Consider the following 23,002-nt stretch of genomic DNA (forward strand, 5'->3'; position numbering starts at 1 on the left):
CCCCGCTACGCGGGCACCGACATGCCCGCGAACCAGCTTTCGCAGTGGCGCAGCAGCGCGTTCGCGTCGGTGGCGGTACGGCCGCGCACCGCGATGTAGCCATCGGGCCGCAGCAGGTAGAACGACGGCCTCGAGCGGCCGTATACCTGCGCAAGCCCGTCCGTGCCGTCGCTTTCGGCATCGGCGACGCGCCATGTTCGCACGGCGCCCGGCATGATCCGCTCCAGCCCCTGCACAAGCGCCTGCGCATCCGCGGGCATCGGCGGCACGTCGCCCGTCTCGCCGGCGTCGGCACCTGCCGGTTCCTCGAGCAGCAGCAGCGTAAAGCTCGCGGGGTCGTGCAGGTCGTATAGCCGCGCGGTTCCGGGCGCCCGCCCGAGCGGCCCGTCGACCACGTGCACGAGCGCGTCGGGCGCGCGCTCGCCTGCGCGCGGCCCGCCGTCGAGCACGCGTTCGAGCGTGAGCGGGCTTTTCCGGTATTGCACGCCGAGCTCGCTGACGGTGCGGCGTACCGCGTCGCGCACCGGCCCGAACGACGCCAGCAGCGGCACGACATGATCGCGCAGCAGCTTCATCGCGCCGTGGTCGGCTTCGACGATCTGCGTGACGAGGCCGGTCTGCCGCAATACGTCACGCTCGATCGGGTGGCGCTCGGCGTGATACGTGTCGAGCAGGCGCTCCGGCGTGCCCGCGCCGAGCACGCGCGCGAGCTTCCAGCCAAGATTGAACGCTTCCTGGATGCCCGTGTTCATGCCCTGCGCGCCCGCCGGGCTGTGAACGTGCGCGGCGTCGCCCGCGAAGAATACCCGCCCGTGACGCAGTCGCTCGACCATCCGGCTATGCAGGCGGAAATACGTCGACCACGCGAGATCGCTCGGCGCAATCGACGCACCGACGCGCGCGCGCACGATCGCCTCGCATTCGTCGAGCGACGGGGTCGAGGGCGTGAGTCCGTCGGGCGATGCGTCGCTGCCGGGCGGCCGGTCGGCAACGAGCCGGTAGCGGCCGCCGCCCATCGGAAACAGCCCCGCGATGCCGTCGGGCGTCGTGAACAGATGGATCTCCTCGTCCGGCCAGTCGGGTATCGCCGCGAAATCGGCGAGCAGGAAAGTCTGCTCGAACGCATGCCCGGCGAAGCCCAGGCCAAGCAGGTGGCGCACCGTGCTGTGCGCGCCGTCGGCGGCGATCAGGTACGAGGGCGCGAACGCCTGTTCACGACCGTCCGCATCGCGGATCGTCACGTCGAGCGACGGTCCGCCCGCATCGCATGCGGTGAGCGTGACGCCGCGTTCGACGGTCACGCCGAACCCGGCCAGATGCTCGGCGAGCAGCCGCTCGGTGATGCTCTGGTCGAGAAACAGCAGATACGGATAGCGCGTTTGCAGCGGATCGAAATCGAGCCGCGCGATCACGCGGCCGTCCGCGTGCAGCGCGGCCGCATGGGCGCGATGACCCAGCGCGAGAAACGGTTCGACCGCGCGATGCTGCTCCAGCAGTTCGAGCGTGCGTGCCTGGATGCCGATCGCGCGCGAGTACGGCGCGGGCACGGCGAGCCGGTCGATGATGCGCACCGGCACGCGGGCACGCGCGAGACTCATCGCCGCGGCAAGGCCGGTGGGGCCTGCGCCGACGATCAGCACGGGCGGGATATCGAGCAGTGTGTCAGCCATGAGAACCTCGATGACACGCGATTGTGCAAGTCTACGCCGCTCCGCGTGACGGGGCCATATGCCGACCGGCCGATCTGGGGTGCCCGCGCGCAGTGTGGGAAAATACGCGCTTTCCGTCAGTTTTCGCGTCATGGAATCCGCATTCGACCGAGCGTATGCCGCGCACCGCGCGGGCCGCCTCGCCGAGGCCGAGCACGGCTATCGCGCCGCACTCGCCACTCATCCCGCCAACGCCGACGCGCTGCATCTGTTCGGCGTGCTGCGGCATCAGCAGGGCCAGCATGCCGAGGCGGCCGATCTCGTCGGGCGTGCGGTCGAGTTGCGCCCGAACGACGCCGCGCTGCAGCTCAATCTCGGCAACGCGCTGAAGGCGCTCGGCCGGCTCGACGAAGCGATCGACCGCTTTCGCAACGCGCTGACGCTCGCGCCCGAATTTCCGCTCGCGCACTACAACCTCGGCAACGCCTATGCGGCACTGCAGCGCCACGAAGATGCCGTCGACGCATTTGCCCGCGCACTTCGGCTCACACCGGACGACGCATCGATCCACAACAACCTCGGCAACGCACTGAATGCGCTCGGCCGTCACGACGATGCGCTCGCCGCGTTCCATCGCGCGCTCGAGCTGCGGCCCGGGCATGCCGGCGCGCACAACAATCTCGCGATGGCGCTGAACGCGATGGGCCGGGCCGACGACGCGATCGCCCATTTCCAGGCTGCGATCGCCGCGCAGCCGCGCTTTGTCGCCGCGCATTTCAATCTCGGCAACACGCTCGAGGCGCTCGGCCGTCATGGCGAAGCCGCCGCCGCATTCGAAGCCGCGCTCGCGCTGCACCCGCCGTTTCCGCTCGCCCTCTTCGGGCTCGCGAACGCGCTGTGCGCGCAGGCACGCCAGCGCGAAGCGCTGCCCTACTACGAACGCGCGGTCGGTCTCGATCCGTCGTTCAGTCTCGCGTGGTTGAACCTCGGCAACGCGCATCACGCACTCGGCGCGCACGAGATGGCGCTGCGCGCGTTCGACCAGGCGCTGCGCGTCGCCCCCGACCTGAAACTCGCGCAGCTGCACCGCGCCGTCACGCTGCTGACGCTGGGCGACTTCGCCCGCGGCCTGCCCGCGTACGAAACGCGCCACGACACGCCGGGCGCGACGCCGCTCGGCACGCTGCCGCGCTGGCAAGGCGAGCCGATTGCCGCGCGCACGCTGCTGATCCGCGCGGAACAGGGCTTCGGCGACACGCTGCAGTTCGTCCGCTTCGTGCCGCTCGCCCGCGCGCGCTGCGCGCGCGTCGTGCTCGAAGTGCAGCCGGAACTCGTCGCGCTGCTCGCACCGGCCGCGGCACGCTGGCGCGTGACGCTCGTCGCGCAGGGCGCCGCGAAGCCGCCGGCGGCGGACGTCGCATGCACGCTGATGAGCCTGCCGTTCCTGCTCGGCCTGCAGCCGGCCGACATCGTCGCGGGCACACGCTACCTCGACGTGCCGGACAGCACGCAGCGGCGCTTTCGCGGCTCGCTGGGCGGCCAGTCGAAGCGCAAGTTCGGCCTTGCGTGGACGGGACGCCGGCAGGCACAGGAAAACCGCTCGATGCCGTTCGACGCGCTCGCGCCGCTGCTCGCGCTGCCGGACATCGACTGGATCGTGCTGCAGCCGGCACTCGACGACGACGAACGGGCACGCGTCGACGCGCATCCCCGCATGCATCGCCTCGACGGGCGGCTGAACGACTTCGCCGACACGGCAGCGCTGATCGAACGGCTCGACGGCGTCGTCACGATCGATACGGCGGTCGCGCACCTCGCGGGCGCGCTCGGCAAGCCGCTGTGGATCATGCTGCCGTTCGCATCCGACTGGCGCTGGTTCACCGGCGACGACTGTCCGTGGTATCCGCGAGCGAGGCTCGCCCGCCAGTCCGCACCGGGACAATGGCTCGACGTGGCGGCGGCGGTCGCCGCCGCGCTGCGCGACGCCTGAATACCCGAGCGCAGACAAAAAAAGGGAGCGCGGCGCGCTCCCTTTTTTCAGTCGATGTGATGCGATACAGCGGCGTCAGGCCGACTTGTACTGGTTGCGCGCTTCGCGCGTGCGATACAACACGAGCGTCGCGATCAATCCGCAGAATGCGGCGACGCTCAGCCACAGCCCCGGTGCCGCCTTGTTGCCGGTCTGGTGGATCAGCAACGTCGAGATCGCCGGCGTGAACCCGCCGATCGTCGTCGCGAGGCTGTACGCGAGCGAGAAGCCGGCCGTGCGCACATCGGCCGGCATCACTTCGGTCAGCGCGACGACCATCGCGCCGTTGTACGAGCCGTACAGGAACGACAGCCACAGCTCGACCGCGAGCAGCCGCAGGAACGACGGATCCGCCACGAGCCACAGCACGGCCGGATAGGCCGACAGCAGCGTGAGCACCGTGAACGCGATCAGCACCGGGCGGCGGCCGATGCGATCCGACAACGCGCCGGACAGCGGCAGCCAGACGAGATTGGACAGGCCGACGCAGACGGTCACGACGAGTGCGTCGAGCGACGACAGGTGCAGCACTTCCTTGCCGAACGTCGGCGTGTATGCGGTGATCATGTAGAACGACACCGTCGTCATGATCACCATCCCCATGCCGGCGATCACGACGCCCCAGTTTTCGAGCATCGAACGCATGATCTCGCCCATCGTCGGACGGTGACGCTTCGCGAGGAATTCGTCGGTTTCCTTCAGCGAACGACGGATCAGGAACAGGAACGGAACGATCAGGCAGCCGATCAGGAACGGAATGCGCCAGCCCCACGCGGTCATGTCCTCGGCCGGCAACGCGCGGTTCAGCAGCACGCCGACGAACGCGGCGAACACGACCGCCACCTGCTGGCTGCCCGATTGCCACGACGTATAGAACCCCTTGTGCCCCTTCGTCGCGATCTCCGACAGGTAGACGGACACGCCGCCGAGCTCGACGCCCGCGGAAAAGCCCTGCAGCAGCCGGCCGAGCAGCACGAGCACCGGCGCGAGCACGCCGATCGTCGCGTAACCCGGTATCGAGGCCACCGTGAGCGTGCCGAGCGCCATCAGCCCGAGGGTCAGGATCAGCCCCTTGCGGCGGCCGTGATGGTCGATGTACGCGCCGAGCACGATCGCGCCGACCGGGCGCATCAGAAAGCCCGCGCCGAACACCGACAGCGACAGCATCAGCGACGCGAACGCGTTGCCGCTCGGAAAATACGTTTTCGCGATGGCCGACGCGTAATACCCGTAGACCATGAAGTCGTACATTTCCAGGAAGTTGCCGCTGACGACCCTGAACACGGTACGGAATTTCGATTCCTGCGCGACGGCGTGTGTGGCAGTGGACATGGAGTTCTCTCGGCTCGGAAGGCGCGACCTGCGCGCCGTGGGGATCCGACGATGCGCATGCCGGCATGGTTGGCGAATGATGCCACGCGAAGCCGACAATTGCCTTGTACCCGACCGGCGTTGCGGACGCCGCGTCCGGCTCGTACGAATCTCGGCGAAAGGCGCATCAAAATCGGATTGATCCGATCGACCGATGGCGATCGCCTGACCACAATGTCACGATTCGCGACGCACTCCGCGCCGCGGCCGGCCACGCGGCCCGCGTCGCACCGCACACCGCCCTCATGATTCCATCGCCCCTCGTTTCCGTCGAAGGCTCAATCGCCCGCCCTCGCGTCGCGCCGCTCGACGGCGTGCCGCCGTTCGGCCGCGAATGGCGGTTCGGCGCCGCGTCCGGCAGCCGCTCCGGCATCCGCTGCGTGGCAACGTTGACGACTTCGTGCATCGACGTCGACGCGCCGCATCGTGCCTGCCGCTGGCAACCGCTGGCCGCCGTACAGCCGTCGTCAGCGGGCGTACCGGCCGTTGCGGCCGGCGCCACCGGTCGGCATCGGCACATCGCACGTGCCGTTGATCGAGCACATGACCGGCGGGCACGGCATGCCGCCTGCTGGAGCATCGGCGCACTCGCGATCATCGGCGGGCTGATCGTCGCCCACGAACCGTTTCCGGATGTCGCGCGTTCGCCGGTCATGCAAATCGCCGGCGCCGTGCCGGAGCACGCGACGGAATTCACGGGTCGAGTGCGGAGCGCCGGGGCCGAGCCCGCCACGGCCATCACGCCGGCACGGCACCACGCGGCGCGGGCCGTTGCCAGTACACCTATCACATCGTCGCAGCCCGCACGCGACGCTGCGCTCGCGCCGTCGCCGCGACTCGCCGACGCCGACGGCGCGCCGGACGTACGACGCGCCGCCACCGCGGCGGCACCGTCGCCGAATCGACCGAACGGCACGCACGCGACAGCCGCGCAAGTCCACCCGCCTTCCGCGCCGCGACTCGCCGGCCGCCCGTCGATCACGCACGTCGCATCGCGCATGCCAACGCCCGGTCGCGCCGGTTCACTGCCGGTCCCGGACACCCGGCACGACCAGCACGCTTCGCTCGACGATCCACTCACGCTGATCGCGATGGCGAACGCGCTGCGCGCCGATCGCCCGGCATGGGCGGCCGACGCACCCGCCGCAGACTTCGACTGGACGACGCACCTGTCCCACCGCCGCCTGACCGACACACCCACCACGCTCACCCGCTGACGCGCGGGCAATAAAAAACCCGGCGAAGCACGCTGCGCCGGGTTTTCGTTCGTCGACCGGTCCGTCGGGCCGGCCGCTCATCACTTGTGCGCGGGCAACCCCGTTTCGGCCTGCCGCTCGAGTTGCCGTACCTGCTCCTGCAGTTCGCGCAACTGCAGTTGCGCCGCCCGCTTCTCGACCTGCAGCGCCTGCGCCTGTTCGTGCGCCGACTTCTGCCGCTGCGCGACCTCGGCCTGCTGGCTGCGCGCGACGCTCAGATCGGCCTGCAGTTGCTGCGCACGATTCGCCTGCAGCGCGATCACGCGTTCGAGGAACGTCTTCTGCGCCTGCAGTTCGGTGCGGCGGATTTCGACGTCCGCGAGTTGCGTCGTCTGCTGGACGAAGTTCGCGTACACCATTTCCGCTCGGCTCTTCTCCTGCGACTTGACCACGCGCCACAGATGCTTGTCCTGGAACAGCGCGACGTAATACGTCATCTCGCGCGGATCGAACATCAGGCTCGCGCCGTAGCTGCCGTTGTACGTGGTGCGCATCTCGACGATTCGCCCGTCGTGCAGCATCTGCGTGAGCTCGGCGACGTTGCCTTGCGCGGTCGCATCCGTCGCGGAGGCGGCGGACGCGTCGGAAGGGGAAGCCGCCTGCGCGGCATCGCCGCGCAGGCTCGTCACCGCGGGGCGCGAGCCCGCGACCGGCGCGGTCGCGTCGACGGACCACGCTGCGCCCGCGTGCACGCAGGCGGCCAGCGCAACGATCCACGTTGCGCATCGTGCAGGGGAAAAATCTCGGAAGGCCAACGTCAGACTCCGGCGAACGAATCGGGAGTCGCGATTATCGTTCAAAACGAAACGGCCGCATCTCGAATTTAACGGGATGCGGCCGGCCTTCCTGCCCGGCACTGCAAACGCCGCCTACAGGCGCGTTTCGCGTGCCGCGCGCAGGAATGCATCGAGCAGCGGCGTGCAGTCGAGCAGTTCGGCGCCGCCCGCACGATGAAACTCCGGGTGCCATTGCACGCCGACGACGAACGGCGCGCGCCGGTAGCGAATGCCTTCGATGATCCCGTCGCCGGCCGACACGGCCTCGATGTTCAGATCGCGGCCGAGATCGCGGATCGCCTGATGGTGGATCGAGTTCACGATCGCTTCGCTGCGCCCGGGAAACATGCTCGCCAGCGTCGACGAGTCCGGGAAGCGGATCGCGTGGCGATGCTGGTCGTAATGCTCGCTCACGTGCGCGTTCGCGGTCGGTACGTCGGTCGCGATGTCCTGGTACAGCGACCCGCCGAACGCGACGTTGATCAGCTGGCAACCGCGGCACACGCCGAGCACCGGCTTGCCGGACTCGACGAACTCGTGAAACAGCTCGAGCTCGTACATGTCGCGCACGCGGTCGCCCGGCCATTCGGGGCGCGCGTCCGACGCCGCGTACGTTTGCGGCGACACGTCGGCGCCGCCTTGCAGCAGCAGGCCGTCGAGATGCTTCGCGTAGTCGCGCAGGCGGATGTTGCTCGGGTGCAGCATGCCCTGGTGACCGACGGTCGGGATCATGAACACGAGCACGTCGCGCGACATCACCCAGTGCGCGATCGATTCCTCGAGATACTGCAGCGTCTTGCCGCGCAGCCCCTTCGCTCCGGGCTCCGGATGGAAGATCCGCGCCGACACGCCGATGCGCAGCGTGCGCTGAGTGATCCGCTGGCCGGCGCGATCGAATAGCCGGCGTGCGCGCGCCGCGACGATCCGGCCGAATACCGACCACGGCGTGTCGCTTTGCTTCAGGTAAGCCGGCGGCACGTTCTGCGCATTCGCGGGCGGCGGGCGCGGCGTGTCGAAATCGGGCTGCGCGCCGAAACCGGGCGGCGCTGCACCGGGTTTCGGCGGCGCTGCACTGCCTTCGGCGGCGGCACCCGCCGTGCCTGCGGCGCCCGGCTCGGCCGCCGCCGTGACCGGTGCTGCGCCATTCGCCGCGACGACCTGCGCAGCGGCAGCCTGCGTGGCAGGCGCCTCCGGCGTGGGCGCCGGACCGGAACGAGGGGAATCGGTGGAAGCGGAAGAAGTGCCGGGCAGACCGGCCGGGGGAGGCGTGTTTTCGCTCATGACGATGGTCTGGTACGTCGCTCGCGCGTATTGGATTGACGAGGATTCATTATGCTTCAGTGCACGATCGCGCGGTAAACCTGCAACATCCTGTCGAAATTGTTGCAAGTCGTCGCATCCCCCGCCGGGCGTGCCGCCGGCCTCCATCCGGCGGTATCGACGGTCGTCCGGGCAAACTGGACATCAGTGATATATCACAATAATATTCACGGATCGTCCACGTTGCCCGATCGCCCGCGCCATGACCGCGCCCCGTCCGACCACCGCGCCCCCGCCTGCATGAACGCCCTGACCGACGCCCTCCACGACCGGCCCGCCGCATCGGCGGTCAGCCTCGCCGACCGCGCGTACGCGCTGATCCAGCGCGACATCATCACGATGCGCCTGAAGCCGGGCGCCGCGCTCAACGAAGCCGACCTCGTGGCCCGCACCGGCATCGGCCGCACGCCCGTCCATCAGGCCGTCCACCGGCTGGTGCTCGAAGGGCTGCTGGCCGTGATGCCGCGCAAGGGGTTGATGGTGCAACCGCTGTCGCTCGACGACATCGTCGCGGTGACCGACGTGCGCCGCATCAACGAAGCGCATTGCGTCGAACTCGCCGCCCGCCATGCAACACCCGACGATCTCGCCCGCATGTCCGCGCTGCTCGACGACGGCCAGGCCTGCGTCGACTCGCACGACGTCGAGGGCATGATGGAGCTCGACCGCGCGCTTCATCAGACGATCGCCGCGGCGGCACGCAACACGGTGCTCGCGGAAATCCTGCGCGCGCTGCACGAACGCTCGCTGCGCTTCTGGTTCGTCACGCTGTCCGAGCCGCATCACCTGTCTGACGTCCAGCACGAACACCGCGAACTGTTCGAGCGGCTGTCCGCGCGCGACGCCGCCGGCGCACGCACGGCCGTCGAGCGCCACATCGATTCGTTTCGCGCCACCCTTGTCCAACACCTTCGCCCCCTGAGCCGCCCATGACCACCTTCACGCCCTTCCCTCCGCTCGCCCAGCTCGCCGCCGATCTCGCCGCCGGCCGGACCACGAGCCGCGCGCTCGTCGACGTCGCGCTCGACCGGATCGCCGATCCGGCCGGCCAGGGTGCCGCCGTCTTCACCGAAGTCGACGCCGACAACGCGCGCGCGGCCGCCGACGCGCACGACCGCCTGCGTGCCGCGGGCACCGTGCTGTCGCCGCTCGCGGGCATCCCCGTATCGGTGAAGGATCTGTTCGACGTCGCGGGCCAGGTGACGCGCGCCGGTTCGCGCGTGCTCGACGGGGCGCCGCCCGCCAGGGCCGACGCGGTCGCCGTCGCGCGGCTCAAGCGCGCGGGCGCGGTGCTGGTCGGCCGCACCAACATGAGCGAGTTCGCGTTCTCGGGGCTCGGGCTGAATCCGCACTTCGGCAATCCTCGCTCGCCGTACCACCGCGACGTGCCGGGCGATGCACGGATTTCCGGCGGCTCGTCGTCGGGCGCGGCCGCGTCCGTCGCCGACGGGATGGCCGCCGTCGCGCTCGGCACCGACACCGGCGGCTCGATCCGCATCCCGGCCGCCCTGTGCGGGCTGACCGGCTTCAAGCCGACCGCGAGCCGGATCCCGACGCAAGGCGGCGTGCCGCTGTCGACCACGCTCGACTCGTTCGGCCCGATCGGCCTGACGGTTGCCTGCTGCGCACTCGTCGACCGGATGCTCGCGGGCCTCGAACCGCACGTGCCGGCCGCGCGGCCGCTCGAAGGCGTGCGGCTCGGCGTGCTGACCAATTATGTGACCGACGGCGTCGACGCCGACGTCGCCGCCGCGCTCGACGCATCGCTGAAGCACCTCGAAGCCGCGGGCGCGATCGTCTCTGAAGTGCGCTTTTCCGCGCTCGACCGGCTGCCGGACATCAACCGCTTCGGCTTCTCGCCGATCGAGGCGTACGCGTGGCATCGCCCCCTGCTCGCGCAGCACCGCGACCAATACGACCCGCGCGTGCTGTCGCGCATCCTGAAGGGCGAGCCGGCGAGCGCGGCCGACTATCTCGACCTGCTCGCCGCCCGCCACGCGATGCTGGAAGAAGCGGCACACACCGTCTGGTCGCGCTTCGACGCGCTCGTCGCGCCGACGGTGCCGGTCGTGCCGCCGCGCATCGCCGAACTCGAAGCGGACGACGCCGCGTTCACGCGCACCAATGCGCTGATCCTGCGCAATCCGAGCGCCTTCAACTTCCTCGACGCATGCGCGCTGTCGCTGCCGTGCCATCCGCGCGACGCGGCGCCGGTCGGCCTGATGCTCGCGGCCGCGCCGCATCGCGACGACGCGCTGCTCGCGATCGGCCAGGCGGCCGAGGCCGTGCTGAACACGATCCGGTGACCGCCCGCGCGGCATGACGGCGGGCTATGGACCGGACGAAGCGGCGGCGGCCGGGTGCCGCACGCGCGCTGTCAGTTTCGTGCCAGATCGTTCGCGCTAAAATCGCGCGATTGTTTATCGGACCGACCAACGACAGGAATCCCGCCGACATGAACGACTCCACGCTCGCACTCCGCCGTGAACGCCGCCTGCTGATGCTGCTCGGCTGGGTGTGCATCGCCCTGCTGGCCGGCGCGCTGTATCTGCAGTACGTGAAGAACGAAGATCCGTGCCCGCTGTGCATCATCCAGCGCTACTTCTTCGCGGCGATCGGGATCTTCGCGTTCCTGGCCGCGGGGATGCGCAACTGGCGCGGCATCTGGGTGCTCGAGCTGCTGATCGCGATCGCCGCGGCCGGCGGCGTCGGCACCGCCGCGCGGCACCTGTCGATCCAGATGAATCCGGGTTTCAGCTGCGGCTTCGACACGCTGCAGCCGATCGTCGACAGCCTGCCGCCCGCCCAGTGGTTCCCCGGCATGTTCAAGGTTGCCGGCCTGTGCGAGACGGTCTACCCGCCGATCTTCGGGATCCTACTGCCCGGCTGGGCGCTGATCGGCTTCGCCGTGATCCTGATTGCCGTCGCCTCGAGCCTCTGGCGCCATCGCCGCAAGCTGGCGGGCTGACCGGCCGCGCCGCGCGATCCGGCCGACCGGTCGAGGCCGCGTGGCCGCTTCGTCCGGCTAGGCCCACGACACCGGCGCGACCCCGATGCGGCCGCACCTGCCGGCCGCGCGTAAACACCTATCCCCGCCGCCGTCCCGATTCCCGGGCGAACGCGCGTCGCGCGACATCCGCGCGCACGCCCCGCCACGCATGCGTTTCGGCCCGACGCCCGCGCGTCGGCGCCCCGATCCCGCGCGGCGGGCCTATGATCGACATGATCGCCGTCTGATAGCCCGGATCACCGCCCGGCAATGTTCCCGCCGCCTTGCGGTGCTATCTTCACGACTGGATGGCGATCTACGTGCGCGAGGCCAGGCGGTCTCACCTCCTGCGTAACGCGCGCCCGATCCGCAATGTCGACTGGATTCATCATGACAACGCAAACCATCCGCATCCGTCACCCTCATGGCGTCCGCACGTTGCGCGGCGTCGTTCGCGCGCGCCTTCGGCGCACGGCCACCGCACTGAACCCGTCGTGCGGCCGGCCCGCCTCGCTCCCGTCCGTCCTCGTTGCCGCCGCGCCCGCCAGCCCGCGCCGCGCGTCGTGCCGAATCGTCCGGAACGGAGCGTGCTGATGGAAGCCTGGCTCGGCGATCTGCAGCAACTGCTCGCACACGGCGAAGCGGCCGTGCTCGTGACGGTCGCGCATACCGACGGCTCCGCGCCGCGCGAGGCCGGCACCAAGATGCTCGTCACGCGCGACACGGCCCGCCATACGATCGGCGGCGGTCATCTGGAATGGAAGGCGATCGAGATAGCGCGGCACCTGCTGAAGGACGGCGCGCACGTGCCCCACGCGCGCCGGCTCGAACGGCTCGCGCTCGGCCCGAGCCTCGGCCAGTGCTGCGGCGGCGCGGTCGTGCTCGCGTTCGAGCGGCTCGACGTCGGCGATCTCGGCTGGATCATGTCGCTCGCGAAGCGCGTCGCGGCGGGCGCCGCGACCGTGCGTAGCGTATCATTCGGCCCCTCGCCGGGCGCGCCGCTGCTGAGCGAGCCCGAATCGCCGGCCGCGCGTGCCGATTGCCTGCTGTGGGAAACCGGCGGTGTAGCGTTGATGACCGAAACGATCGCGCCGTATGCGTTCCCCGTCGTACTGTTCGGCGCCGGGCACATCGGCACCGCGCTCGTGAAGGTGCTGGCAACGCTGCCGTGCCACGTGCGCTGGATCGACGGCCCCGATGCGGTGTTCCCGCCGGCCGAGGCACTCGCCGGGATCGGCAATCTCGCGATCGACGCGCTTGCCAGCCCGGCCGATGCCGTCGACACGGCGCCGCCGCACGCGTACTTCGTCGTGATGACGCACGACCACGCACTCGATTTCATGCTTGCGGAGCGCATCCTGCGGCGCGGCGACTATGCATACTTCGGGATGACCGGCTCGCATACCAAGCGCGCGCAGTTCGATCATCGGCTGGCGGCGATCGGCATCGACCCGGCCCAGGTCGCGCGGATGCGCTGCCCGATCGGCGTCGAAGGCATCATCGACAAGGCACCCGAAGTGATCGCGATCTCGGTGGCCGCGCAGTTGCTGCAGGCCGTCGAGGCGAACGCACCCGTGCAGGCTTCCCCCACCTTCTGACCGACCAAGAACAACGCCATGACCCCGACATTCAAGGACAAGATCGCCCGCGCTCCGAAAGCGGAGCTGCACATCCATATCGAAGGCTCGCTCGAGCCCGAACTGATTTTTGCGCTCGCGCAGCGCAACGGCGTGAAGCTCGCGTACGAATCGATCGACGCGCTGCGTGCCGCATACGCGTTCACCGACCTGCAGTCGTTCCTCGACATCTATTACGCCGGCGCGAGCGTGCTGCTGACCGAGCAGGATTTCTACGACATGACGGCCGCATATTGCGAACGCGCGCTCGCCGACAACGTCGTCCACACCGAGCTGTTCTTCGACCCGCAGACGCACACCGAACGCGGCGTGCCGATCGAGACGGTGGTGGCCGGCATCGACCGCGCGCTCGCCGATGCCGAGCAGCGCGGGCTGTCGAGCAAGCTGATCCTGTGTTTCCTGCGCCACCTGCCGGAAGAAGATGCGCTCGCGACGTTCGACGCCGCGCTGCCGCTGTTCGAACGCTATCGCCATCGGCTGATCGGCGTCGGGCTCGACTCGTCCGAACTCGGCCATCCGCCGACGAAGTTCGCGCGCGTGTTCGAGAAGGCGCGCGCGCTCGGGCTGAAGCTCGTCGCGCATGCGGGCGAGGAAGGCCCGCCCGCGTATATCTACGAAGCGCTCGACGTGCTGAAGGTCGACCGGATCGACCACGGCGTGCGCAGCATCGAGGATGCGGCGCTCGTCGAACGCCTCGCGCGCACGCGCACGGCGCTGACCGTATGCCCGCTGTCGAACCTGAAGCTGTGCGTGTTCGACGACATGGCGAAGCACACGCTGAAGGCGCTGCTCGATCGCGGCGTCGCGGTGACGATCAACTCCGACGATCCGGCCTATTTCGGCGGCTACGTCAACGACAACTACTTCGCGACGGTCGACGGACTGCAGTTGACGGACGCCGAAGTGCACGCGGTGATTCGCAACGGCTTCGAGGCGTCGTTCGTCGACGCCGCGCAGCGCGATGCGCTGATTGCGCGTCTCGATTCGTACTGGCAGGCCGCGTGACGGCCGGCATCGAGGTCTGCTAGACAGATGAAACACCGCAACGACATCCGCTTCGCGACGACCGGCCCGGCGTTGTGCCGCACCGGCCGCCTGCGTGCGCCGGGCACGCAGGCCGGCATCGCGTCCGTCGTACGCGTGGCGACGGCGGTGTGCGTCGTCGCGCGCCGCAGCCTGTCGCTGCGCGTCGTACAACGACTGTTGCGGCTCGCGATGCCGCTCGCCGGCGAGCCGGTCGCCGTGATCGCGATCGCCATCGCGATTGCGGCGCTGTCCGCCGGTACGTCGGCCATCGCGGCCACGGCCGCCGCGCTTGCGTGCGCGAGCGCAGCGCGCGGCGCCGCCTGCGCGGCTCGCCGCATCGCGCAAGCCCGGGCCGCCCCCGCCGCGTCGTCGCCCGCGCGGCACCGACCGTTTTCTTCTGTTCGCCTTACCTTGATGCAGGACCCTTCGTCATGACGCAAACCGCTTTCCGTTCCCAGCTGCTGACCTTCAACGGCGACCCGGCGCAATCGAGCCAGGCCGCGAACCACGAGACCGACGGCCTCCTGATCGTCGATGACGGCAAGGTCGTCGCGGCCGGCCCGCATGCACGGCTGGCCGCGACGCTCGCACGCGACGCGGTCGTCCACGACCTGCGCGACAAGCTGATCGTGCCCGGCTTCATCGATACGCACATCCACTATCCGCAGACGGACATGATCGCGTCGCCGGCCCCCGGCCTGCTGCCGTGGCTCGACAAGTACACGTTCCCGACCGAGCGCCAGTTCGGCGATCCGGAACATGCGCGCGAAGTCGCCGACTTCTTCGTCGACGAATTGCTCGCGTGCGGCACGACGAGCGCGCTCGTCTACTGCACCGTGCACAAGCAGTCGGCCGACGCGCTGTTCGCGGCGAGCGACGCGCGCGACCTGCGGATGATCGCGGGCAAGGTGCTGATGGACCGCAACTGCCCCGAGTTCCTGCGCGACACCGCGCAATCGGGCTATGACGACAGCGCCGAGCTGATCGGCCGCTGGCACGGCAAGGGCCGTCAGATGTACGCGCTCACGCCGCGCTTCGCACCGACCTCCACCGAGGCGCAGCTCGAGGCGTGCAGCGAACTCGCGCGCCGCCATCCGGACGTGTTCGTGCAGAGCCACGTCGCGGAAAACGTCGACGAAGTGAAATGGGCGGCCGAGCTGTTCCCGGGCCACCGCAGCTATCTCGACATCTACGATCGTTACGGGCTGCTGCGCCCGCGCGCGGTGTACGGCCACTGCATCCATCTCGACGACGAGGACCGTCGCCGGATGGCCGAGACGCGCACCGTCGTCGCGCACTGCCCGACGTCGAACTTCTTCCTCGGCAGCGGGCTGTTCGACTTCGACAAGGCCGGCGAATACGACGTGCCCGTCACGCTCGCCACCGACGTCGGCGGCGGCACGTCGTTCTCGATGCTGCAGACGATGAACGAGGCGCACAAGGTTGCGCGGCTGTCGGGCCACCACCTGAGCGCGACGCGGATGTTCTGGCTCGCGACGGCCGGCGCCGCGCAGGCACTCGATCTCGCCGACACGGTCGGCACGCTCGCGCCGCGCACCGAAGCCGACTTCGTCGTGCTCGACCCGCAGGCCACGCCGCTGCTCGCACGCCGCACGAAGCGCGCGGAGTCGCTCGAGGAACTGCTGTTCGCATTCGCGCTGCTCGGCGACGACCGCGCCGTGTACCGCACGTACGCGGCCGGCCGGCTCGTGCACGAGCGCGGTGCCGCACGCCGCGCCGCCGCGTAACCGGCGCACCTGAGCCCCACCCTGCTCCGGCATGCGCTGCGGCGCATGCCGGAGCCGTCGAATTCACCGCGTGCGGCACGCGCCGTGCTAGAATTCGCCGCTCATTGGGGAGTAGCCGCTCCGCTCGATGTCCCGCGCCCCCGGCGCGCATCGTGACGGAGGCGTCCGTCAACAGACTTGGCCGTTCGGCCATGGCGGACGCAGCCACCAAGGCCTGGCGAGACCGATGGTTCACTGCGCGCCGCATCAGGGCCCGGCGCGCGGCGGATCGTCGCTCGCACGCACAACATCGGCCCGTGGAACCCCATACGTGTCCCAAGCCTTCCTGATCTCCACCGGCGCCGTCGCCCTCGCTGAAATCGGCGACAAGACCCAACTGCTGTCCCTCGTGCTGGCCGCGCGCTATCGCAAGCCCGTGCCGATCATACTCGGCGTGCTGGTTGCGACGGTCGTGAACCACGGCTTCGCCGGTGCGCTCGGCGAATGGCTCGGCATTCTCGTCACGCCGTCGATCATGCGCTGGGCGCTCGCGTTCTCGTTCATCGCGATGGGCTTGTGGATCCTCGTGCCGGACAAGCTCGATGCGGACGAAGCCAATGCGAACCGCTCGCGGCTCGGCGTGTTCGGCGCGACGCTCGTCGCGTTCTTCCTCGCGGAAATGGGCGACAAGACGCAGATCGCGACCGTCGCGCTCGCCGCGCGCTTCCAGGATTACATCGGCGTGGTGGCCGGCACGACCTTCGGGATGATGCTGGCGAACGTGCCCGCGATCCTGCTGGGCGACCGTTTCGCGCACCGCCTGCCGACCAAGCTGGTGCACGGCATCGCGGCCGTGCTGTTCGTCGTGCTGGGGGCGCTGGCACTGCTGGGCGTCGGCGTCTGACGCACGCAGGCAAGTGGCGCGGCCGGGCGACCGCGCCGGTGTCGATACCGCGTCACTTCGCGACCGCCGCACCCGATGCCGGCGCCGCCGGCACCGCGCGCTCGTTGGCGGCCGGCGCGGCCGGCCCGCCGCGCTTGTCGACCGGCAGCCGCACCGTGCGGATCGCCCCGTTCGACAACGGGAAATCGGCGAGCGCGCTGCGCGCGAGAAACGGCATCGCATACAGCAGCGCGCCGTTGTCGCCCGTGGTGCGCGCGGTCACGTTATAGACCTCCTTGCCGGTCGCGCGCTCGGTGATCCGGATCCCGAGCGTGTAGTCGAACACCTGGTAGGTCTGCGCGACGTAGCCGGCCGGCATCGGCCCCCAGGGCCCCCACGGGCCCCACGGCCCGCCCCGCCAGTACGGCCCCGGCCCCATGAACCACGGGTCGTAGTAGACCGGCTGCGGCACCGTCACCAGATCGCTGCCGACCCCGTAGGCCAGCCCGACCAGATAGCGTGCCTGCGCGGCCGGCACCTGGCGGAACGCATACGCGGACAGTTCGTTCGCGACGATCGGCTCGTAGGTCGACTGCTCGATGCTGTGCTTCTGCGCGTCGGTGCGCGTGAAGGCGTAAGTGCGCGTCGCGTCGCTGCCGCTCCAGTCGGAGAAGGCCGTGACCTGGGTCGTCACGTAGCTGGTGCAGCCCGTCAGCAGCGCCACGCACAGGGCCGCCGCCCAGCCCGCACCGCGTTGAATCCATTCGTGTTTCATGTCGATCCTCGTCGATCCGTCACCCGTTCGTCGCACCGCGCGAACCGCACGGGATGCCGATAATACGCGGACTGCCGGAACCGGTAAAAAGTTCGCACGGCACGCGGCCGCAAGCCTTTGTACAATGGCCCGGTTCAGCCGGCCCGCGCTGCGGGCCCGATCCCCACTCCACCGATCTCGACGACCATGTCCGACAACGCCTCCTCCACCGTGATCCGCCGCGCCGACTACACGCCGCCGGCCTTCCTCATCGATTCCGTCGCACTCGAATTCGATCTCGCGCCGGCCCGCACGATCGTCAGGAACACGATGCGCGTGCGCCGCAATCCGGACGCGGCGCCCACCCCGCATCTGGAGCTGATGGGCGAAGCGCTCGAATTCCTCGGCGCACGGCTCGACGGCGCGCCGTATGGTCCGGTGCGCGCGCACGACCACGGGCTGACCGTCGAAAACGTGCCCGATGCGTTCGAGCTTACGCTCGACAGCGCGTGCGCGCCCGATCAGAACACGACGCTGTCCGGCCTGTACGTATCGAGCGGCAACTTCTTCACGCAGTGCGAGGCCGAAGGCTTTCGCCGCATCACCTACTTCCTCGACCGCCCCGACGTGATGGCGTCGTACACCGTCACGCTGCGCGCCGACAAGACCGCGTACCCGGTGCTGCTGTCGAACGGCAATCTCGTCGACTCGGGCGAACTGGCCGACGGCCGCCACTTCGCGAAATGGGAGGACCCGTTCCGCAAGCCGAGCTACCTGTTCGCGCTGGTCGCGGGCAAGCTCGTCGCGATCGAGGAGAAGATCACGTCCGGCTCCGGCAAGGAAAAGCTGCTGCAGGTGTGGGTCGAACCGACCGATCTCGACAAGACCCGTCACGCGATGGATTCGCTGATCCATTCGATCCGCTGGGATGAAAAGCGCTTCGGCCTCGAGCTCGATCTCGACCGCTTCATGATCGTCGCGGTCGGCGACTTCAACATGGGCGCGATGGAGAACAAGGGGCTCAACATCTTCAACACGAAGTACGTGCTGGCGAACCCCGAGACCGCGACCGACACCGACTTCGCGAACATCGAATCGGTGGTCGGCCACGAGTACTTCCACAACTGGACCGGCAATCGCGTGACCTGCCGCGACTGGTTCCAGCTGAGCCTGAAGGAAGGGCTGACCGTGTTCCGCGACCAGGAGTTCTCGGCCGACATGGCCGCGGGCGACGACGTCGAGTCGGCGGCCCGCGCGGTCAAGCGCATCGAGGACGTGCGCGTGCTGCGCCAGCTGCAGTTCGCCGAGGATGCGGGCCCGATGGCGCATCCGGTGCGTCCGGAAAGCTACGTCGAGATCAACAACTTCTACACGATGACCGTCTACGAGAAAGGCTCGGAAGTCGTGCGGATGTACCAGACGCTGTTCGGCCGCGACGGCTTCCGCAAGGGGATGGACCTGTACTTCCAGCGCCACGACGGTCAAGCGGTGACGTGCGACGACTTCCGTCACGCGATGGCCGACGCGAACGGGCGCGACCTCGCGCAATTCGAACGCTGGTACAGCCAGGCCGGCACGCCGCGCGTGTCGGTGCGCACCGCGTACGACGCGGCTGCGCGCCGCTACACGGTCACGCTCGCGCAGGGCTACGGCGACGCGTCGCCGGCCGCGCGCGAGACGCAGCAGGGGCCTCTGCTGATTCCGTTCGCGATCGGCCTGATCGGCCGCGACGGCCGCGACCTGCCGTTGCGCCTCGACGGCGAAGCCGCCGCATCGGGCACGACGCGCGTGCTCGACTTCACCGACACCGAGCAGACCTTCACGTTCGTCGACGTGCCGCAGGAACCGCTGCCGTCGCTGCTGCGCAATTTCTCCGCGCCGGTGATCGTCGAATACGACTACGGCGACGACGACCTCGCGTTCCTGCTCGCGCACGACAGCGACCCGTTCAACCGCTGGGAAGCCGGCCAGCGCCTCGCGACACGCGCGCTGCTGACGCTCGCCGCGCGCGCCGCCGCGAACGAACCGCTCACGCTCGGCGCGAATTTCGTCGCCGCGTTCCGCCGCGTGCTGACCGATGAAAACCTGTCGCCCGCGTTCCGCGAGCTCGCACTGACGCTGCCGTCGGAAACCTATCTGGCCGACCAGATGGCGGAAGCCGATCCGGCCGCCGTGCATCGCGCCCGCCAATTCGTGCGCCGCCAGCTCGCGACCGCGCTGCGCGCCGAGTGGCTCGCCGCGTACGAGCAGCACCAGACGCCGGGCGCGTACGAGCCGACGCCTGAAGCCTCCGGCCGCCGCGCGCTGAAGAACCTCGCGCTCGCGTATCTCGCCGAACTCGAGGATCCGGCCGACGCCGTGCGCATCGCGACCGCGCAGTACGACGCGGCGAACAACATGACCGATCGCGCCGCCGCGCTCGGCGCACTGCTGTCCGCCGCGGCGGCCGGTGCGAACGACGCGGCCGCGCGCGCGCTCGACGACTTCTACCGCCGCTTCGAAAAGGAAGCGCTCGTGATCGACAAGTGGTTCGCGATGCAGGCCGCGCAGCGCGGCACGCCGGCCCAGCCGACGCTCGCGAAGGTCCGCACGCTGATGGCCCACCCCGCGTTCAACCTGAAGAACCCGAACCGCGCGCGCGCGCTGATCTTCAGCTTCTGCGCGGCGAACCCGGCGCAATTCCACGCGGCGGACGGCTCGGGCTACGCGTTCTGGGCCGAACAGGTGCTCGCGCTCGACGCGATCAACCCGCAGGTCGCCGCGCGCCTCGCCCGCTCGCTCGAACTGTGGCGCCGCTTTACGCCGGCGCTGCGCGACCGGATGCGCGAAGCGCTCGAGCAGGTCGCGGCCGGTGCCAAATCGCGCGACGTGCGCGAGATCGTCGAGAAGGCGCTCGCGTAACGTCACGCACGCGACTCGCCGCGCGCGCCAGCGCGACGAAGCCGGTGCCGCCCCGTTGCGGCGCCGGCTTTTTTGTCGTCTGAAGGTTGGCGGAACGGGAGCCGGACCATGCGTTCGGCCCCCCGGTTTTACCGCCGCTGCCGGGCCGATCCGCCGCTCCGGGCACGCCGGAACCCGGCCGGACCGGCCGACCGACCATGTAACCGGACGAAAAAAGGCGGCGGCTCGGGAGGCGCGCCGGGTAAAATTGCGGCAATTCAAGGATTCTTTGGCCTCTCGGAGTCTGTCATGTCCATTGCCCGCCGCACCACGCTGTCCAAGTTCCTGATCGAGCAGCAGCGTGAGACCAACAACCTCCCCGCCGACCTCCGCCTGCTGATCGAAGTCGTCGCCCGCGCGTGCAAGGCGATCAGCTACAACGTGTCGAAGGGCGCGCTCGGCGAGGCGCTCGGCACCGCCGGCAGCGAGAACGTCCAGGGCGAAGTGCAGAAGAAGCTCGACATCCTGTCGAACGAGATCCTGCTCGACGCGAACGAATGGGGCGGCAACCTCGCCGCGATGGCATCGGAGGAAATGGAAACGTTCTTCCCGATCCCCGCGAACTACCCGCGCGGCGAATACCTGCTCGTGTTCGATCCGCTCGACGGCTCGTCGAACATCGACGTGAACGTGTCGATCGGCACGATCTTCTCGGTACTGCGCTGCCCGGACGGCAAACAGGCCACCGAGGAATCGTTCCTGCAGCCGGGCACGGAGCAGGTCGCGGCCGGCTACGCGGTGTACGGCCCGCAAACCGTGTTCGTACTGACGACCGGCAACGGCGTGAACTGCTTCACGCTCGACCGCGAAGTCGGCTCGTGGGTGCTCACGCAAAGCAACATGCAGATCCCGGCCGATACGCGCGAATACGCGATCAACGCATCGAACGCACGCCACTGGTACGAACCGGTCCAGCGCTACGTCAACGAACTGAACGCCGGCAAGGAAGGCCCGCGTGGCGACAACTTCAACATGCGCTGGATCGCGTCGATGGTGGCCGACGTGCACCGGATCCTGAACCGCGGCGGCATCTTCATGTACCCGGCCGACAAGCGCACGCCCGATCGTCCGGGCAAGCTGCGCCTGATGTACGAAGCGAACCCGATGTCGTTCATCGTCGAACAGGCGGGCGGCGCCGCGACGACGGGCACGCAGCGCATCATGGAAGTGCAGCCGACCGGCCTGCACCAGCGCGTGCCGGTATTCCTCGGTTCGAAGAACGAAGTCGAGCGCGTGACCGGCTATCACAACGAAGGCAAATAAATTTGCACTGCAGCACTAGACGGAGGTGCGAGACGTCAGTACAATCGCGCCTTCGCGATGTGGCCCTGACAGGCTGCATCGCAGTGAAGTGAAAGCGGGAAGTCCGCCGGATCGAGGGTTTCGCGAAGCAGCAGCAGCAAGCTGAAAAAAATTTCGCAAAACCTATTGCCAAGATCTCGGATTTGACCATATAATTTCATTTCTCTGCTGCCGGTGTAGCTCAGTTGGTAGAGCAGCGCATTCGTAATGCGAAGGTCGTAGGTTCGACTCCTATCTCCGGCACCAAGATATAAAGGCCTGACAAGCATCGCTTGTCAGGCCTTTTCTCTTTTCCGGCCGCAATTCCAGCCACGATCTCCGATGCGCGAAGTCGTGCGCCACCCTCACCGTCATTTCCGCTTGCGGGCATCCCCCGACTCCCGCACCGCACGCCGCCGATTACAATCGCCGGACCACCCGCCCCTCCCCAGCATCATGCGCACCTGGCGTCTCGAGCGACCGAACCTCAGCGGACAACTGGACGTGTCCCGTGCAACCGGTCTCGTCGCCGCGATCGGCGGCAGCGAGCCGAACGCGTTCGCCGCAGAAATCCTGAAGCTGTTCGACGATGCGCTGGCCGTCACGCAGTGCACGATCTTCGCGTACGAGTTCGGCAACCGGCCGCGCACCGTCTCGGTCGCCGACCATCGCGGCGGCCGCTACCTGCGCGACGTTGCCGACACCTATGCGCGCCATTTCTATGCGCTCGACGGCAACCAGCGAATCGTCTCGGCCGCCGGTCGCCGCACGCAGCGCCGCGACGTGCTGCTGCATCAGCAGGCCGGCGACGAGATCGGCCACGACGCGTATCGCACGGCCTGCTACCGTGGCCCCGACGTCTCCGATCGCCTCGCGTTGCTGATGCAGCCGAACGACTCGACCTGGCTGTCGATCAATCTGTATCGCGCGCACCGCAGCGGCACGTTCCAGCCGCGCGAGATCACGGCCATCGAAACGCTCGCACCGCTGATCGCGCAGGCCGCGCAGCATCACTATGCGCTCGCGGGCTCGGCGCAGATCGGCATCCCGCTACAGATGCTCGCGCGGCTGCGCGGCGCATGCCCGACACTGTCCAAGCGCGAGCTCGACGTGCTGCGCGGCGTGCTCGAAGGCCAGACCGCACAGGAGATCGGCGAGACGATCGGCGTGAAGGCTTCGAGTGTCGTCACCTATCAGAAGCGCGCGTACCGGCGCCTCGGCATCTCGAGCCAGCGCCAGCTGTTCGCGCTGTGCCTGCAACCCTGAACTTCGATTGCCGATCCTGAACGCGTCGGGGTAAATCCCGGCCCGCCGCCAGCCGTTCGCCGTACCCGGAATGGGGACAGCGGTGTCCGGCGCGGCTT

18 protein-coding genes, 1 tRNA gene and 1 riboswitch are annotated in these 23,002 nt (G+C 69.0%); of the genes, 14 read left to right on the top strand and 5 right to left on the bottom strand.

Annotated elements, in window-relative coordinates; genetic code table 11:
• Window positions 1–5: 5 nt before the first annotated feature.
• Window positions 6–1,670, bottom strand: coding sequence for an FAD-dependent monooxygenase (locus DIE04_RS10085; RefSeq protein WP_044844852.1), 1,665 nt, complete (start codon window positions 1,668–1,670; stop codon window positions 6–8).
• A gap of 130 nt (window positions 1,671–1,800) precedes the next feature.
• On the opposite strand from DIE04_RS10085, the gene DIE04_RS10090 reads away from it, so the two are divergent.
• Complete coding sequence (locus DIE04_RS10090; RefSeq protein WP_409333443.1) at window positions 1,801–3,639, top strand: tetratricopeptide repeat protein; 1,839 nt, start codon at window positions 1,801–1,803, stop codon at window positions 3,637–3,639.
• 75 nt (window positions 3,640–3,714) lie between these two features.
• On the opposite strand, the gene DIE04_RS10095 is transcribed toward DIE04_RS10090, so the two are convergent.
• Window positions 3,715–5,010, bottom strand: coding sequence for an MFS transporter (locus DIE04_RS10095; RefSeq protein WP_124487816.1), 1,296 nt, complete (start codon window positions 5,008–5,010; stop codon window positions 3,715–3,717).
• Window positions 5,011–5,114: 104 nt separating this feature from the next.
• Between DIE04_RS10095 and DIE04_RS10100 the strand changes: the two genes are divergently transcribed.
• Window positions 5,115–6,266, top strand: a complete 1,152-nt coding sequence (locus DIE04_RS10100) for a hypothetical protein (protein ID WP_311766324.1) — start codon at window positions 5,115–5,117, stop codon at window positions 6,264–6,266.
• Between the two features lie 80 nt (window positions 6,267–6,346).
• Here the strand turns inward: DIE04_RS10100 and DIE04_RS10105 are convergent, their stop codons facing one another.
• Window positions 6,347–7,060, bottom strand: coding sequence for a DUF2968 domain-containing protein (locus DIE04_RS10105; RefSeq protein ID WP_124487815.1), 714 nt, complete (start codon window positions 7,058–7,060; stop codon window positions 6,347–6,349).
• Window positions 7,061–7,174: 114 nt separating this feature from the next.
• A complete protein-coding gene (locus DIE04_RS10110) occupies window positions 7,175–8,362 on the bottom strand; it encodes a gamma-glutamyl-gamma-aminobutyrate hydrolase family protein (RefSeq protein ID WP_124487814.1) in 1,188 nt (395 codons plus the stop codon).
• A gap of 279 nt (window positions 8,363–8,641) precedes the next feature.
• Between DIE04_RS10110 and DIE04_RS10115 the strand changes: the two genes are divergently transcribed.
• From DIE04_RS10115 to DIE04_RS10155, 8 genes are all read left to right on the top strand, one after another.
• Window positions 8,642–9,334, top strand: a complete 693-nt coding sequence (locus DIE04_RS10115; RefSeq protein ID WP_124487813.1) for a GntR family transcriptional regulator — start codon at window positions 8,642–8,644, stop codon at window positions 9,332–9,334.
• On the top strand, window positions 9,331–10,707 hold the full coding sequence (locus tag DIE04_RS10120) for an amidase (RefSeq protein ID WP_124487812.1): 1,377 nt from the start codon (window positions 9,331–9,333) through the stop codon (window positions 10,705–10,707). The genes DIE04_RS10115 and DIE04_RS10120 overlap by 4 nt, the downstream gene beginning before the upstream one ends.
• Window positions 10,708–10,856: 149 nt before the next feature.
• The gene (locus DIE04_RS10125; protein ID WP_124487811.1) at window positions 10,857–11,369 is read left to right on the top strand and encodes a disulfide bond formation protein B; all 513 of its coding nucleotides are present in this window, start codon (window positions 10,857–10,859) and stop codon (window positions 11,367–11,369) included.
• Window positions 11,370–11,983: 614 nt separating this feature from the next.
• Window positions 11,984–12,988 carry a xanthine dehydrogenase accessory protein XdhC gene (xdhC, locus tag DIE04_RS10130; RefSeq protein WP_124487810.1) on the top strand — a complete coding sequence of 335 codons (1,005 nt, stop codon included), beginning with the start codon at window positions 11,984–11,986 and terminating at the stop codon, window positions 12,986–12,988.
• Window positions 12,989–13,006: 18 nt separating this feature from the next.
• Window positions 13,007–14,032 (top strand): adenosine deaminase, encoded by a 1,026-nt coding sequence (locus tag DIE04_RS10135; protein ID WP_044849230.1) that lies wholly within the window; start codon window positions 13,007–13,009, stop codon window positions 14,030–14,032.
• 27 nt (window positions 14,033–14,059) lie between these two features.
• Complete coding sequence (locus DIE04_RS10140; protein WP_124487809.1) at window positions 14,060–14,488, top strand: hypothetical protein; 429 nt, start codon at window positions 14,060–14,062, stop codon at window positions 14,486–14,488.
• Window positions 14,485–15,801 carry a guanine deaminase gene (guaD, locus tag DIE04_RS10145; RefSeq protein WP_044848552.1) on the top strand — a complete coding sequence of 439 codons (1,317 nt, stop codon included), beginning with the start codon at window positions 14,485–14,487 and terminating at the stop codon, window positions 15,799–15,801. The genes DIE04_RS10140 and guaD overlap by 4 nt, the downstream gene beginning before the upstream one ends.
• Window positions 15,802–15,895: 94 nt before the next feature.
• Window positions 15,896–16,033: riboswitch (yybP-ykoY riboswitch) on the top strand.
• Between the two features lie 78 nt (window positions 16,034–16,111).
• Window positions 16,112–16,684 (top strand): TMEM165/GDT1 family protein, encoded by a 573-nt coding sequence (locus tag DIE04_RS10155; protein WP_044848551.1) that lies wholly within the window; start codon window positions 16,112–16,114, stop codon window positions 16,682–16,684.
• 52 nt (window positions 16,685–16,736) lie between these two features.
• Here the strand turns inward: DIE04_RS10155 and DIE04_RS10160 are convergent, their stop codons facing one another.
• A complete protein-coding gene (locus DIE04_RS10160) occupies window positions 16,737–17,438 on the bottom strand; it encodes a DUF4136 domain-containing protein (RefSeq protein WP_124487808.1) in 702 nt (233 codons plus the stop codon).
• Window positions 17,439–17,624: 186 nt separating this feature from the next.
• Here DIE04_RS10160 and pepN point away from each other — a divergent pair, with 186 nt between their 5' ends.
• From pepN to DIE04_RS10180, 4 genes are all read left to right on the top strand, one after another.
• Window positions 17,625–20,318, top strand: a complete 2,694-nt coding sequence (pepN, locus tag DIE04_RS10165) for an aminopeptidase N (RefSeq protein ID WP_124487807.1) — start codon at window positions 17,625–17,627, stop codon at window positions 20,316–20,318.
• A 288-nt stretch (window positions 20,319–20,606) separates the two neighbouring features.
• The gene (locus DIE04_RS10170) at window positions 20,607–21,620 is read left to right on the top strand and encodes a class 1 fructose-bisphosphatase (RefSeq protein ID WP_124487806.1); all 1,014 of its coding nucleotides are present in this window, start codon (window positions 20,607–20,609) and stop codon (window positions 21,618–21,620) included.
• A 209-nt stretch (window positions 21,621–21,829) separates the two neighbouring features.
• Window positions 21,830–21,905: transfer RNA gene (locus DIE04_RS10175), tRNA-Thr, on the top strand.
• A 189-nt stretch (window positions 21,906–22,094) separates the two neighbouring features.
• On the top strand, window positions 22,095–22,904 hold the full coding sequence (locus DIE04_RS10180; RefSeq protein ID WP_124487805.1) for a LuxR C-terminal-related transcriptional regulator: 810 nt from the start codon (window positions 22,095–22,097) through the stop codon (window positions 22,902–22,904).
• Window positions 22,905–23,002 lie beyond the last annotated feature (98 nt).

The organism is Burkholderia sp. Bp8994, from assembly GCF_003853805.1.
Classification (GTDB): domain Bacteria; phylum Pseudomonadota; class Gammaproteobacteria; order Burkholderiales; family Burkholderiaceae; genus Burkholderia.